The organism is Bradyrhizobium sp. B039 (genome assembly GCF_038965675.1).
Classification (GTDB): domain Bacteria; phylum Pseudomonadota; class Alphaproteobacteria; order Rhizobiales; family Xanthobacteraceae; genus Bradyrhizobium; species Bradyrhizobium diazoefficiens.
In genome coordinates this window covers 3,855,060-3,867,873 of the sequence record NZ_CP152416.1, presented here as the reverse complement: position 1 = coordinate 3,867,873, position 12,814 = coordinate 3,855,060, and the positions used below count along the sequence as shown (strand labels likewise).

General features: G+C 65.0%; 13 protein-coding genes. 3 read left to right on the top strand and 10 right to left on the bottom strand.

The features are described from left to right. Positions 1–22: 22 nt before the first annotated feature. A complete protein-coding gene (locus AAFG50_RS17865; RefSeq protein ID WP_011086581.1) occupies positions 23–796 on the bottom strand; it encodes a MotA/TolQ/ExbB proton channel family protein in 774 nt (257 codons plus the stop codon). A 214-nt stretch (positions 797–1,010) separates the two neighbouring features. Continuing rightward, positions 1,011–1,835: an SDR family NAD(P)-dependent oxidoreductase gene (locus AAFG50_RS17860; RefSeq protein ID WP_028170870.1), complete on the bottom strand. Its 825-nt coding sequence runs from the start codon at positions 1,833–1,835 to the stop codon at positions 1,011–1,013. A gap of 101 nt (positions 1,836–1,936) precedes the next feature. Here AAFG50_RS17860 and AAFG50_RS17855 point away from each other — a divergent pair, with 101 nt between their 5' ends. Further along, positions 1,937–2,230, top strand: a complete 294-nt coding sequence (locus AAFG50_RS17855; protein WP_028170869.1) for a hypothetical protein — start codon at positions 1,937–1,939, stop codon at positions 2,228–2,230. 9 nt (positions 2,231–2,239) lie between these two features. On the opposite strand, the gene AAFG50_RS17850 is transcribed toward AAFG50_RS17855, so the two are convergent. The 4 genes from AAFG50_RS17850 to AAFG50_RS17835 all read right to left on the bottom strand — a co-directional run bounded on the left by AAFG50_RS17850 (position 2,240) and on the right by AAFG50_RS17835 (position 6,887). Then, on the bottom strand, positions 2,240–2,959 hold the full coding sequence (locus tag AAFG50_RS17850) for an RraA family protein (RefSeq protein ID WP_028170868.1): 720 nt from the start codon (positions 2,957–2,959) through the stop codon (positions 2,240–2,242). Between the two features lie 221 nt (positions 2,960–3,180). Then, the gene (locus tag AAFG50_RS17845) at positions 3,181–4,062 is read right to left on the bottom strand and encodes a phosphatidylcholine/phosphatidylserine synthase (RefSeq protein WP_028170867.1); all 882 of its coding nucleotides are present in this window, start codon (positions 4,060–4,062) and stop codon (positions 3,181–3,183) included. Between the two features lie 87 nt (positions 4,063–4,149). Further along, the gene (locus AAFG50_RS17840) at positions 4,150–4,854 is read right to left on the bottom strand and encodes a phosphatidylserine decarboxylase (RefSeq protein WP_257784524.1); all 705 of its coding nucleotides are present in this window, start codon (positions 4,852–4,854) and stop codon (positions 4,150–4,152) included. Positions 4,855–4,931: 77 nt separating this feature from the next. Beyond that, a complete protein-coding gene (locus AAFG50_RS17835; protein WP_028170866.1) occupies positions 4,932–6,887 on the bottom strand; it encodes an ABC transporter ATP-binding protein/permease in 1,956 nt (651 codons plus the stop codon). Positions 6,888–7,087: 200 nt separating this feature from the next. Between AAFG50_RS17835 and AAFG50_RS17830 the strand changes: the two genes are divergently transcribed. Beyond that, positions 7,088–7,693 carry a TIGR00730 family Rossman fold protein gene (locus tag AAFG50_RS17830; RefSeq protein WP_028170865.1) on the top strand — a complete coding sequence of 202 codons (606 nt, stop codon included), beginning with the start codon at positions 7,088–7,090 and terminating at the stop codon, positions 7,691–7,693. Between the two features lie 181 nt (positions 7,694–7,874). Here the strand turns inward: AAFG50_RS17830 and AAFG50_RS17825 are convergent, their stop codons facing one another. The 4 genes from AAFG50_RS17825 to cysS all read right to left on the bottom strand — a co-directional run bounded on the left by AAFG50_RS17825 (position 7,875) and on the right by cysS (position 12,163). Then, complete coding sequence (locus AAFG50_RS17825; protein ID WP_028170864.1) at positions 7,875–8,252, bottom strand: VOC family protein; 378 nt, start codon at positions 8,250–8,252, stop codon at positions 7,875–7,877. A 129-nt stretch (positions 8,253–8,381) separates the two neighbouring features. Further along, positions 8,382–9,995, bottom strand: coding sequence for a citramalate synthase (gene cimA, locus AAFG50_RS17820; protein WP_028170863.1), 1,614 nt, complete (start codon positions 9,993–9,995; stop codon positions 8,382–8,384). Positions 9,996–10,173: 178 nt separating this feature from the next. Beyond that, positions 10,174–10,665: a GNAT family N-acetyltransferase gene (locus AAFG50_RS17815; protein ID WP_028170862.1), complete on the bottom strand. Its 492-nt coding sequence runs from the start codon at positions 10,663–10,665 to the stop codon at positions 10,174–10,176. Between the two features lie 115 nt (positions 10,666–10,780). Beyond that, positions 10,781–12,163, bottom strand: coding sequence for a cysteine--tRNA ligase (cysS, locus tag AAFG50_RS17810; RefSeq protein ID WP_028170861.1), 1,383 nt, complete (start codon positions 12,161–12,163; stop codon positions 10,781–10,783). Positions 12,164–12,453: 290 nt separating this feature from the next. Between cysS and AAFG50_RS17805 the strand changes: the two genes are divergently transcribed. Beyond that, positions 12,454–12,759 (top strand): hypothetical protein, encoded by a 306-nt coding sequence (locus AAFG50_RS17805; protein WP_028170860.1) that lies wholly within the window; start codon positions 12,454–12,456, stop codon positions 12,757–12,759. Positions 12,760–12,814: the final 55 nt, after the last annotated feature.

Here is a 12,814-nt window from a genome sequence, read left to right as displayed (position 1 = left end):
CTGTCTGTCCCGGCGGGCGGCGTTAGGCCGGCACCGGCTCGCCTTCGGCGTGGCGATGCTTCTCCGGCAGATAGGCCAGCAGCATTTCGCGCACCAGCGTCGGGCTCTTGGAGTCGCGGATCATCAGGATGCCGTCGATGATCAGGGTGCGGTTGGTCTCCTCATCCAGCAGCTTGCCGTGCAGCTTGTCGGCGATCGGCAGACAGAACAGGTTCGCGACGAGCGCGCCGTAGAGCGTCGCGAGCAGCGCGGTCGCCATGAACGGGCCGAGCTTGGAAGGGTCGGTCATGTTCGCGAACATCTGCACCATGCCGATAAGGGTGCCGATCATACCGAAGGCCGGGGCGCAGTCGCCGATGGCACGATAGATCTTGCTGCCCTCGTCGAGGTGCATCAGGAAGTTGTCACGATCGCGCTCGAGATTGTCGCGGATGAAGTCGAGGTCGTAACCGTCGGCGACATAGCGGATGCCCTTGGCGAGGAACGGCTCGTCGGTCTCGACCTTTTCGAGACCCACCGGACCCTGCTTGCGGGCGATCTCGGCGATGCGGGCGAGCTCGTCAACGAGGTCGTGCGCCGACAGCCGGCTCATGGTGAAGGCGAACTTGGCGCCGAGCGGAAGGCCGTGCAGGAGCGCGCTGAGCGGAAAGCGGATCATGGTGGCGGAGATCGAGCCGCCGAAGATGATGATCATCGCATGTTCGGAGATGAACATGTGGAGGTCGCCGCCCATGAAGATCATCGCTGCGATGACGATGATGCCCGCCGTGAGCCCAACGCCGGTCATGATATCCATGAGAGACTCCAACGCGTACGCAACAACGGCCGTCCTGGCCGCTGGCGCGGCCCAACCCCGAACCGCATCGGAAACCCTAGAGGGCCGCCCTTAAAGTCGCGTAAAGGTTAAGTTGAGCCGGCGCGCCGGACCGGCGCAGCGCGCCGGGAGAAAGCCGGCTTTGCCGACCCCCGACGGGAATCTCAACACTTCGCTAACCATGTTTGCGCGGGGGCTAAGATGAGATGCCCGCCAGTTCCAGGCTGAGCGCGCGCAGACGCTTGCGTGCGTCGGCATCGTAGGCTTGCGGATTGGCGCGCGCCTCATTCATGCCGTTGAAGAACAATCCGCTCTTGCCTGCGACGTCGTCGCCCTCGACGAGGCGCAGGATCGCCGCGCCGCCCTGCTCCACCGTCGAGATCGGCGTGATGCCGCCAGCCCGCACCATGGTGGTGTTCATGTAGGTCGCCGGATGCAGCGAGTTCACGGTGACACCCGCGCCCTTCACTTCCTCGGCGAAATCGATCGTGAACATGATCTGCGCGAGCTTGCTCTGCGCATAGGCGCGCGAGCCGCTATAGCCCTTGGTGATCATGACGTCGTCGAAGTCGATCGGATGCTGGCCGAGCGAGGCGACGTTGACGATGCGCGACGGCGCCGCGGCCTTCAGCAGCGGCAGCAAGAGATGGGCGAGGAGGAAGCCGGAGAGATAGTTGACGGCAAAGCGCAGCTCATGACCATCGGCGCTGACCTGACGCTGCGGCCCGTCACTCTGCGAGCCGATGCCGGCGTTGCTGACGAAGACGTCGAGACGCTGGTGATCACGTTTCACCGCTTCCGCGAGTGCGCGCGTGCCCGACATCGACGACAGGTCCGCCTGGTAGAAGATCGGCGCGGCATGACCGGCTTTCACGATCTCGTCGATCAGCGTCTTTGCGCGCGCCGCATCGCGGCCGTGGATCAGGACCTTCGCGCCCTCGGCCGCCAGCCGGCGCGCGACGTAGCGGCCGACGCCGTCGGTCGAGCCAGTGATCAGGACCGTCTTGTCATTCATCTTCATCGCAGGCCCTCCGAGTGCGGCCCTAGGCCACATCCGTGACCAGGAATCATACAGTATTCTATGGCCGGTGCGGCATGCTCCATCGCAGGAGCCGTTTTGCAATGTTGACGCTGTTCGGCCTTCTCACCGCGCTTCCTGCGGTTCTGGCGCTTCATCTGCTCGAACCGGAACTCGTCCTGCCGGCGTTCAGCGTCCTGCTCTTTGTCGAAGCCGCTTTCGCAGTGATCGCAGCGCGCCTGGTTCAAGGTCCTGACAAGGCGGACGACATCACCCTGTGGGATCTCGCCGGCGGCTTCACCCTGATCGGATGCGCCGCCGCAATGTTCGCCGAGCCGGATCAGGCCGCCCTGTTTCTGACGGAACAGGGCGACCCGCGGCCGGCATCGCGGCCGTAAGCTGCAAGCTCAGTGGATCTCCGCCGAGCGCTTCAGCGCGGCCTTCAGCTTCTCCAGGGAGAAGTCGGGGCTGCGGGCGATCTCCAGGATCGGCGTCTCGCGGCGGCCGCAGAGCTCGGCGGCCTCGGGCAGTTTTGCTGCGATGTCGAGCGGGATCACGATGGCACCATGCTGGTCGGCGTGAATGAGGTCATCCGACTTCACGGTCATGCCGGCGACGCGGACCTCGCCGCCGAAGCTTTCGGCATGCACCCATGCATGCGACGGGCCGATCGAGCCGGCCAGCGCCTGGAAACCCGGGGCCCATTGCGGGATGTCGCGGATCGAGCCGTCGGTGATGACGCCGAGGCAGCCAAGCGCCTTGTGCACGTTGCTCTGCACCTCGCCCCAGAACGCGCCGTAGCCGACGTCGGGTCCGTCGATGTCCTGGATCACCGAGATGCGCGGCCCGTGGCCGGTGCCGACATACTCGTAATATTCGATGCGGCGCTTCGACTGCTCTTCGGCAGGCAGCGAGGATTTCAGCACCGAGCGGATCGCAACCGTGCGGGCATAGCCGACGATCGGCGGCAGGTCGGGGAACGGACAAACCAGTTGCTTGGTGGTGTAGCCGATCAGCCGGCGCTCGGGTGCCACGATCTCCATGGCGTTACAGATCGTCGGGGTGTCATAGCGGCCCAGCGCTTCGAGGACGGAAGCGGGCAGCGGCCCGGTCGCGGTATCAGTCACGGCGTTCTCTCCCAGATTGGCGGCTGATTGACGCGATGCCGCCGGCACAGGGCGATATAGCCGAGATCGGGCCTCAACCCAACTCAGCGCGCCTTCATGGCAGATATCCGCGAAAAACGCTCAGCGCATGATCCGGAAAAGTGCGCAGCGGTTTTCCGAAAAGATCATGCTCAAACAACGACCTAAAGCGCGATGAGGTTTCAGCCAAATCTCATCGCGCTTTAGTGCAGCCGTCCGGGCCGGTCGTCGTCGTGCGGCGGCTCCGACAGGTTCGCCAGCGTCGGCGCCGACGGCGGCGACGAGATCTCGCCTCCCGCAGGCGTGGCAGCCTCCATCGCGCGCGCCTGGTCGCGATAGGATTTGTAGCCGAGCGGCAAAGCGAGAAGATACAGCACCGTGCCGATCGACAGCACGTGCCAGGGATAGGCGATCAGGATAGCAATGAAGACGATCACCGCGACGAAGGCCGGCAGCACCAGTTCCGGCGGCACGCGCATGCGCTTGGTCTTGCCGGAAAACACCGGCAGGCGCGACACCATCAGGAAGGCGATCAGCAGCGTGTAGGCCGCCGTCACCGCCGCGGGCGCGCGGCCGAGATCGAGGAACGCCACATAGATCGGCAGCAGAACCGTGATCGCACCGGCCGGCGCCGGCACGCCGGTGAAGAAATTGGCGGCGAAGGCCGGCTTGTTGGGATCGTCCATTGTGGCGTTGAAGCGCGCAAGACGCAGGCCGCCGGAGATCGCGAACACCATCGCGGCGATCCAGCCGGCATTGCCGAGCTCGTGCAACTGCCAGAAATACAGCATCAGCCCGGGCGCGACGCCGAAATTGACGAAGTCGGCGAGGCTGTCGAGCTCCGCCCCGAACTTGGACTGGCCCTTGATCATGCGCGCGATGCGGCCGTCGATGCCGTCCAGCGCGGCGGCGAACACGATGGCGTAGACGGCGAGCGACATCCGCCCCTCGATCGACAGCCGGATCGACGTGAGGCCGGCGCAGATCGCCAGCAGCGTGATGACGTTGGGCACCAACATCCGCACCGGAATCGGGCGGAACCGCCGGCGGCGAACGTCAGGGTCTTTGATGTCATAGGGCGTCATGGCTCGTCCTCACCTTGAGGCGAGATATAGCAAGCCGCGTCCCCCTCCGCCATTGCGGCGGAAGGGCCCCAGGGACCGACTTATTGGTTAATTGGCGCGGTAGGCGCGACTCGGGTCGTCGCCGGCAAGATCGGCCAAAATCGTCTCGCCGGCGATCGCGGTCTGCCCTTCCGACACCAGCGCCTTGGTGCCGACAGGCAGATAGACGTCGAGGCGCGAGCCGAAACGGATCAGGCCGAACCGCTCGCCGGCACCGATCGCCTGGCCCTCCCTGACGAAGCAGACGATGCGCTTGGCGATCAGGCCTGCGATCTGGACCACGCCGATCCGCGCCGTGGGCGTCGTGATCACCAGCGAGTTGCGCTCGTTGTCCTCGCTCGCCTTGTCGAGCTCGGCATTGATGAAGAGGCCGGGCCGGTAGGCGATGCGGTCCACCCTGCCCGCGATCGGGCTGCGGTTCACATGGCAGTTGAACACGCTCATGAACACCGAGATGCGCGGCAGCGGCCGGTCGCCGAGCCCGAGCTCGGCCGGCGGCAGCGCCATGGTGATCATCGAGACGCGGCCGTCGGCCGGTGACACCACCAGCCCCTCGCGCACCGGCGTCACCCGCACGGGGTCGCGGAAGAACAGCGCGCACCATACGGTGAGGATGGTGCCGATCCACCCCAAAGGCGACCACAGCCAGAACAGGATCAGGCTTGCCAGCGCAAAGCCGCCGATGAAGGGATAGCCCTCCTTGTGGATCGGCGGGATCTGACGCTGAATGGAATCGAGAATGGACATCGCAATCTGCCGCTCAGGGTTGATGGCGCAGGGCGTCCCGCGCGCTGGAGTTGTTTAGGCCAGAGTTGGGACCGGAGACAAGATCACTCCGCAGCCGCAGGCGTCGTAAGGGCGTCCTCGACCGGCGGCGGCTGCCGGTTGGGCGCCTCGCTGGTATCGGCCATCTTGGCCAGCTTCTCGCGCGCGGCCTCCGCCTCGCGCTGCCTGTTCCACATGCTGGCATAGAGGCCGCCCTGCGCGAGCAGCTTTGCGTGGGTGCCACGCTCGGCGATCCGGCCCTGGTCCAGCACGATGATCTCGTCGGCGCCGACGATGGTCGAAAGCCGGTGCGCGATCACCAGCGAGGTGCGGTTCTTCGCCACGCGGTCGAGGGCGCCCTGGATCTCGTGCTCGGTGTGGGTGTCGAGCGCGGAGGTCGCCTCGTCCAGCACCAGGATCGGCGGCGCCTTCAAGACGGTGCGCGCGATCGCGACGCGCTGCTTCTCGCCGCCCGACAGTTTCAGGCCGCGCTCGCCGACCTGGGTCTCATAGCCCTTCGGCGCCATGCGGATGAAATTGTCGATCTGCGCGAGGCGTGCCGCCTCCTCGACCTCGGCATCGCTGGCGTCCCAGCGGCCGTAGCGGATGTTGTAGCGGATGGTGTCGTTGAACAGCACGGTGTCCTGCGGCACCATGCCGATGGACGCGCGCAAGCTCGCCTGCGTGACCTCGCGAATATCCTGGCCGTCGATCAGGATCCTGCCGCCGGAGATGTCGTAGAGGCGGAACAGCAGCCGCGATATGGTCGACTTGCCGGCGCCCGACGGCCCGACGATCGCGACCGTCTTGCCGGCCGGCACCTCGAAGCTGATGCCCTTCAGGATCGGACGCGCCGGCTCATAGGCGAAGCGCACGTCCTCGAAACGCACGATGCCGGCGGAGATGACCAGCGGCTGCGCGTCGGGGCCGTCCTTGATCTCGGCCTCGCGTCCCAGCACGCCAAACATCTTCTCGATGTCGATGATCGCCTGCTTGATCTCGCGATAGACCATGCCCATGAAGTTCAGGGGCTGGTAGAGCTGGATCATCATGGCGTTGACCAGCACGAAATCGCCGACCGTGTTGGTGCCGTTGCGCACGCCGATGGCGCACATCAGCATGGTGGCGGTCAGCCCCAGCGTGAAGATCACGGCCTGGCCGGTATTGAGCACCGCGAGCGACGTATAGGCCTGGACGCTCGACTCCTCGTAGCGCGCGACCGAGCGGTCGTAGCGCTGCGCCTCGCGCGCCTCGGCGCCGAAATATTTCACGGTCTCGTAGTTGAGCAGCGAGTCGATCGCCTTGGTGTTCGCCTCGGTGTCGGAATCGTTCATCTTGCGGCGGATGCCGATCCGCCACTCGGTCGCGATGTAGGTGTAGTACATGTAGACCGCGACCGTGATCAGCGTCGCCACCACGTAGCGCCAGTCGAACTGCCAGAGCAGCACGGCCAGCAGCAGCGAAACCTCGACGATGGTCGGGATCAGCTGGAGGATCACCATGCGCACGATGACCTCGATGCCCTCGCGGCCGCGCTCGAGCACGCGCGTCAGGCCGCCGGTCTTGCGCTCGAGGTGGAAGCGCAGCGATAGCTCGTGCATGTGGATGAAGGTGATGGTGGCGAGCTTGCGCACCGCATGCATGGCGACGCGCGCGAAGAGGCCGTCGCGCCACTGCGTCAGCACCGCCATTAGGATGCGCGTCACGCCGTAACTCGCCGTCAGCAGCAATGGCGAGGCGATCACCCAGAGGTGCCAATTGTCGGGCAGCACCGGCGCGGTGTTCGCGCCGGTCAGTGCGTCCGTTGCCCATTTGAAGCTGAACGGCACCGTCAGCGTGATCAGCTTGGCGGCGAGCAGCAGCACCATCGACCAGACCACGCGCATCTTCAGGTCGAAGCGGTCGCCCGGCCAGATATAGGGCCACAGATGCGCCAGCGTGCCCATCAGGGTGGCCCGCTCGAGCGGCCCGCCGGCGGGATCTGGCACGTCGGCGCCGGGCGGCGAATGAGGTTGGTTCATCAAGAAGCCTGAAAGCCCGCCGGATGCGGGCGCGGTGCGATTAACGATTTTCGCTCGTCATATAGAAGCTTCCGGGAGCGAGCGCACCCCGCCAGATGGCGAATCTTTGATTGTTTGTCGCCATTTACCGGTAGATTTCCGGGAGGTCCGAATCACCGATTGGGCTTGACGCCTCTTCGCTGCAATGCATCATGGCACCAATGAGCACGATCAAAACCGTCTGTGTCTATTGCGGCTCCGGCCCCGGAACCAATCCCCGCTTCACCGAAGGCGCCAAGGCGTTCGGCAAGGCGCTCGCCGAGAACAACATCCGCCTGGTCTATGGCGGCGGCTCGCTCGGCCTGATGGGCTCGGTCGCAACCTCCGTCCTCGATAATGGCGGCACCGTCACCGGCATCATTCCCGAATTCCTGCGGATGCGCGAGAACGCGCTGACGCGCGTGCAGGAGATGATCGTCACCCCCGACATGCACGAGCGCAAGCGGCTGATGTTCGAACGCTCGGACGCCTTCGTGGCGCTGCCGGGCGGCGTCGGCACGCTGGAGGAGCTGGTCGAGCAGTTGACCTGGAAGCAGCTCGGCCGTCACGCCAAGCCCGTGCTGCTCGCCAATATCGATAATTTCTGGGAGCCGCTGTTCTCGCTGCTGTCGCACATGCGTCAGACCGAGTTCATCCGTGCCGGCCTCTCGGTTGACATCCTCAAGGCCGATCGGGTCGAGGAGATCCTGCCGAAGCTGAAGGCCGCCGTGGCACAGCTCGCCGAGGCGGAAAAAGAGCTCGCTCCGGAAGTCGCGCGCAAGCTGTAACGATTGGTTGGCTCGATTTCACCGCGGGCTCCGTCACCTCTCCCGCTTGCGGGAGAGGTCGCCGCATAGCGGCGGGTGAGGGTTCTCTCCTCTTGGGGGTTCTCGCCCGTGGAGATACCCCCACCCCAACCCTCCCCCGCAAGCGGGAGAGGGAGCGCACCGCCTTCGTGGCGATAACGCTCTATTCCGCAGGAAACGTCACCGCCTCGATCCGGTTGCCGTCGGGATCGACGACGAAGGCCGCGTAGTAGCGCACGCGATCGTGCGGGCGGATGCCCGGCGCGCCGTCGGATGCGCCGCCGGCGGACAGCGCGGCGGCATGAAACGCATCGACCTCGGCTGTGGACTTCGCCCGCAGGCAGATGTGCACGCCGCTCTCCGGGGCTACGCGCGGCATGCCTTCGCGCAAGTTGATCCAGAATTCAGGATAGGCCTTGCCGAATCCGACCGTGCGCGGCCGCATGACGAGACGCGTCAGGCCGAGGGCGGCGAGCGTCGCCTCGTAGAATGTTGCGGAGCGATCGAGATCGCTGACGCCGACGGAGATGTGGTCGATCATTGGTGCGCTCCCCTCCCACAGTCATTCCGGGGCACGCGCAGCGTGAACCCGGAATCTCGAGATTCTCAGGTGCGCAAATGCGCACCATAGTTCGGTCCTGCGGACCGCCCCGGAATGACAGCATCAAAACTACGCCGGCGCGCCCGATTTCACGAGCTTGTAGATCACCGAATCCATCAGCGCCTGGAACGAGGCGTCGATGATGTTCGGGGACACGCCGACCGTGGTCCAGCTGTCGCCGTTCTCGTCCTCGCTCTCGATCAGCACGCGCGTGACCGCGCCGGTGCCGCCATTGAGGATACGGACGCGGTAGTCGATCAGCTTCAGGCCCTCGATATATTTCTGGTACTTGCCGAGGTCCTTGCGCAAGGCGACGTCGAGCGCGTTGACGGGACCGTTGCCTTCGGCCGCCGAGATCAGATGCTCGCCGGCAACGTCGACCTTGACCACCGCAAGCGCCACCGTGACGCGCTCGCCGAGCGCGTTGTAGCGCTGCTCGACATTGACGTCGAACTGCTCGACCTCGAAATAATGCGGCACCTTGCCGAGCGTGCGGCGCGCCAAAAGATCGAACGAGGCGTTGGCGGATTCATAGGCGTAGCCGGCCGCCTCGCGCTCCTTCAGCTCCTCGACCAGGCGCGTCAGCTTCGGATCGCTCTTCTCGTAGGCGATGCCGGCGCGGTCGAGCTCGGCGATCACATTGGAGCGGCCGGCCTGGTCTGAGACCAGCACCTTGCGGTGATTGCCGACCAGTTCCGGCAAGACATGCTCGTAGGTCTGCGGATCCTTCAGCACGGCGGAGGCATGGATGCCGGTCTTGGTGACGAAGGCGCTCTCGCCGACATAGGCCGCATGCCGGTTCGGCACGCGGTTGAGCATGTCGTCAAGCGTGCGCGACACCTTGACGAGGGTAGCGAGCTTCTCCGGCGTCACACCGATCTCGAAGGCGTCGGCAAACTCCTGCTTCAGCTTCAGGGTCGGGATCAGCGAGCAGAGATTGGCGTTGCCGCAGCGCTCGCCGAGACCGTTCAGCGTGCCCTGGATCTGCCGCGCACCGGCGCGCACGGCGGCGAGCGAATTCGCCACCGCCTGCTCGGTGTCGTTATGAGCGTGAATGCCGACGTGAGCGCCGGGGATGTGCCTGGTCACCTCGGTGACGATGGCCTCGACCTCGTTCGGCATGGTGCCGCCATTGGTGTCGCACAGCACCACCCAGCGCGCGCCGGCCTCATAGGCGGCTTTCGCGCAGGCGAGCGCGAAGCTGGAATCCTCCTTGTAGCCGTCGAAGAAATGCTCGCAGTCGAGCATCACCTCGCGGCCGGCGGCCTTGGCGGCCGCGACGCTGTCGCGGATCGAAGCGAGGTTTTCCTCCTTGGTCGTCTCGAGCGCGACGCGCACCTGATAGGCGGAAGACTTTGCCACGAAGCAGATCGTGTCGGCCTTGGCTTCGAGCAGACCGGCGACGCCTGGATCGTTCGAGACCGAGCGCCCTGCCCGGCGCGTCATGCCGAAGGCGGTGAAGCGCGCGTGATTGAACTTCGGCTTGCTGCCGAAGAACTCGGTGTCGGTCGGATTGGCGCCGGGATAGCCGCCCTCGACATAGTCGATGCCGAGCTCGTCCAGCATCGCGGCGATGATCTGCTTGTCGGTCAGCGTGAAATCGACACCGTTGGTCTGCGCTCCGTCGCGCAGCGTGGTGTCGAACAGATAGAGGCGCTCTTTCTTTGCTTGTGCCGAGCTCATCGCGAGCGTCCGTTCTTGTTACCTCCCCCCTTGTGGGGGAGGTCGACGATGCACAGCATCGTCGGGAGGGGGGTGCCACACGGGTGGTCGGAGTGCGGGGCTACCCCCCTCCCCAACCCTCCCCCACAAGGGGGGTGGGAGCGGAGAGAGGATCGCGCTTGGTGACCACGCTCCTTGCTCATTGCGGTGCTCCGAGCGTCTTCTTCATGGTGGTATTGGCCAGCCACTCGTCGTTCACGGTGATGCTGTTGCGCTGCATGGCGACGTAGCCGCGCTTGGCGAAAAAGCCCTGCGCGTTGTCGCTGGCATCGACCGAGAGGCTTTTCGCGCCGCGGCCGCCGGCAAGCTTCTCCAGCGCATCGACCAGCATGGTCGCGATGCCCTGCCCGCTGACTGCCGGATGCACATAGAGCATGCGGATGTGATCGGCCCCTTGCAGCGAGGCGAAGCCGACGGGCGAGCCCTCCAGCGTCGCGATCAGCGTCAGGTCGGCGGCGAGCCGCTTGCCGAACTCTTCGCTTTCCGCCGCCTCCATCCAGGCCTGCTGCTGCGCCTCGGTATAGTCTTCGCCGGTCAGCTCCTCGATGCTCGCGACGAAGATCGCCGCAAGCACCGGAACGTCATCAGGCAGGAAGGGCCGCAAGCCCGGCCTTGGCAAAGTCTGTCCCATCGTCTTCACCACATCCCATAGAGCTTGAGCGCCAGCGCCACCGCGGCGGCGAGCAGCAGGACCTTCAGCGCGATGTAGTAGAGCCAGTGCCGCGGAAAAGGCGTGTCGGGCCGCTTCATCGCGAAAACTCCCAGGTCGTCCCTTCCTTGGAGTCCTTGATCGCAACGCCCATCGCGGCGAGCTGATCGCGGATGCGGTCGGACTCTTTGAAGTCTTTCCGTCCACGGGCTGCGGTCCGTTCCGAGATCAGGCGCTCGACCTCTCCGGCATCGACCCCGCTCGCCTTCTGCTTGCGATCTTCCCACTGCGCGGCGCTCTCGGAGAGAAAGCCGAGCAGCCGCAGCGATCCTGCCAATGCGCTCACGTCGCTGTTGCGCAGGCCATGCAGCGCCGCGATCGCCAGGGAGGTGTTGAGGTCGTCGAGCAGCGGCTCGACCACGGACGCGGCGGGACGGCCGGGATCGACGTCGGCCGCGACGCGATACCAGTCGTCGAGCGTCTTGGCGCTCTCCTCCAGCGACTTCATGGTCCAGTCGATCGGCGAACGATAATGCGTCTTGAGCATGTTCAGGCGCAGCACCTCGCCCGGCCAATCCGCCAGCAGCTCATGGATGGTGATGAAGTTGCCGAGGCTCTTCGACATCTTCTCGCTCTCGACCTGCAGGAAGCCGTTGTGCATCCAGTAGTTTGCCATGCGCTCTCGGTGGAAGGCGCAGCAGGTCTGGGCGACCTCGTTCTCGTGATGCGGAAACACGAGATCGATGCCGCCGCCGTGGATGTCAAAGTACTCGCCGAGATGCTTCCAGGCCATGGCCGAGCACTCGATGTGCCAGCCCGGGCGCCCCTGCGCGGCGATGCCGGCCGGCGACGGCCACGACGGCTCGCCGGGCTTGGACGGCTTCCACAGCACGAAGTCGGTGCTGCCCTTCTTGTAGGGCGCAACATCGACGCGGGCGCCGGCGACCATCTCGTCCAGCGAGCGATTGGACAGCGCGCCGTAGCGCGGCAGGATGGAATTGGCCGCGTTCATCGCCTGCGGCGAGAACAGCACATGGTCCTCGGCCACATAGGCAAAGTCGCCGGCGACCAGCCTCTCGATGATCTCGCGCATCTCGCCGATATGCTCGGTCGCGCGCGGCTCGACGCTCGGCCGGAGCGCGCCCAGCGCGTCGACGTCGGCGTGAAACTGCCTGCCCGTCTGCTCGGTGACCTTGCGGATCGCCTCGTTCAGCGGCAGCCCTGGAAAATCACGCGCGGCGCGGTCGTTGATCTTGTCGTCGACGTCGGTGATGTTGCGGACGTATTTGACGTGCGCCTCGCCATAGAGATGGCGCAGCAGCCGAAACAGCACGTCGAACACGATCACGGGCCGGGCATTGCCGATATGGGCGAAGTCATAGACCGTCGGTCCGCAGACATACATGCGGACGTTGTTCGCATCGAGCGGCACGAAGGTGCGCTTTTCCTTGGTCAGCGTATCGTAGAGGCGCAATTCCATATGGATACCCGTCGGCTGTTGGCCGGGCGTCCAAGGCTCTCAATGTTTTTGAGAAAAGACGGCTCCAGCCAGCGAATCGCTAGCTCGTAATCTCGCGGCAAATGGCGCAAATGGCGAGGAGACCGTACATGCGGCCACATATGGGCTATCAGGCGCCCCCGCGTCAAGAGAGCCGCGAAAATGCCGTTTTATCTCCGCAAAGCGCGGCCGCCCCGCCATGATGGTTCATCATCATTAACCTTTTGAGTTTATTCGGAAGCTGGCGGTTCCCCCAGCCCCCGGTGCCACCCATGCGATCCCTGTTTGCACTCGTCTCCTGTGCCGCCATCATCGCAGCGTCCGGCGCATTCGCCGAGACCCGCGTCTTCATCATCGCCAACCAGGCGGACGGCTACGGCATCGACCAGTGCCTGGCCAAGGGCGACAGATGCGGCGCGCAGGTCGCGCGCACCTATTGCCAGTCACGGGATTTTGCCCAGGCCTCAAGCTATCGCCGGGTCGATCCCGACGAAATTACCGGCTCTGTCCCCAAAACCGGCGCAAACTGCTCCCATGGCCATTGCGACGAATATGTCGCAATCACCTGCCAGCGCTGAATTCGCTCGGAACTGGCGGACCTTAGGCCCAATCTTTGGCCCCTGAAACGACGTG

Coding starts and splice junctions, on each gene's coding strand:
- AAFG50_RS17825 (WP_028170864.1), bottom strand. CDS start 8,252: ATGATCGACCACATCTCCGTCGGCGTCAGCGATCTCGATCGCTCCGCA.
- AAFG50_RS17860 (WP_028170870.1), bottom strand. CDS start 1,835: ATGAAGATGAATGACAAGACGGTCCTGATCACTGGCTCGACCGACGGC.
- cysS (WP_028170861.1), bottom strand. CDS start 12,163: ATGGAATTGCGCCTCTACGATACGCTGACCAAGGAAAAGCGCACCTTC.
- AAFG50_RS17815 (WP_028170862.1), bottom strand. CDS start 10,665: ATGGGACAGACTTTGCCAAGGCCGGGCTTGCGGCCCTTCCTGCCTGAT.
- AAFG50_RS17855 (WP_028170869.1), top strand. CDS start 1,937: ATGTTGACGCTGTTCGGCCTTCTCACCGCGCTTCCTGCGGTTCTGGCG.
- AAFG50_RS17835 (WP_028170866.1), bottom strand. CDS start 6,887: ATGAACCAACCTCATTCGCCGCCCGGCGCCGACGTGCCAGATCCCGCC.
- AAFG50_RS17805 (WP_028170860.1), top strand. CDS start 12,454: ATGCGATCCCTGTTTGCACTCGTCTCCTGTGCCGCCATCATCGCAGCG.
- AAFG50_RS17830 (WP_028170865.1), top strand. CDS start 7,088: ATGAGCACGATCAAAACCGTCTGTGTCTATTGCGGCTCCGGCCCCGGA.
- cimA (WP_028170863.1), bottom strand. CDS start 9,995: ATGAGCTCGGCACAAGCAAAGAAAGAGCGCCTCTATCTGTTCGACACC.
- AAFG50_RS17845 (WP_028170867.1), bottom strand. CDS start 4,062: ATGACGCCCTATGACATCAAAGACCCTGACGTTCGCCGCCGGCGGTTC.
- AAFG50_RS17865 (WP_011086581.1), bottom strand. CDS start 796: ATGGATATCATGACCGGCGTTGGGCTCACGGCGGGCATCATCGTCATC.